Annotated in this window: 1 protein-coding gene; it reads right to left on the minus strand. The window is 66.5% G+C overall.

The window, feature by feature from the left end:
- Positions 1 to 352, minus strand: a 352-nt coding sequence (locus HW130_RS37195; RefSeq protein WP_177153841.1) for a hypothetical protein, incomplete at both ends; no start/stop codon positions are given.

Raw genomic sequence — 352 nt, forward strand, 5'->3', positions numbered from 1 at the left:
CGCCGACGGCGCGATCGTGATCGTCGGGTCGATCACCACCGGATACTGCCGCTCCGGCGCCGCCAGCCACGACGCATCCGGAGTGACCGTCAGCCGCCACTGCTTCCCGTGCCGGGACAGATCCTGCGCCACCTTCGCGCTGTACGAGGTGCCGTACGGGGACGCCTTGTCCTTCTTCGCATCCGTCATGAACGCCGGCGGAATCACCAGCACCGGATTCGCCGGATCCTCACCGAACAGGGCGATCGAACCGTCGCCCCGCTCCTTCGGCTCCAAACCGCCCGCATCCAAAGTGAAGGTGAACTTCACCGGCTCGGCGGGCTTCTCGGCCAGGGTGATGTTCTCCTTCACC

It is taken from the genome of Streptomyces sp. PKU-EA00015 (assembly GCF_013387495.1).
GTDB lineage: Bacteria > Actinomycetota > Actinomycetes > Streptomycetales > Streptomycetaceae > Streptomyces.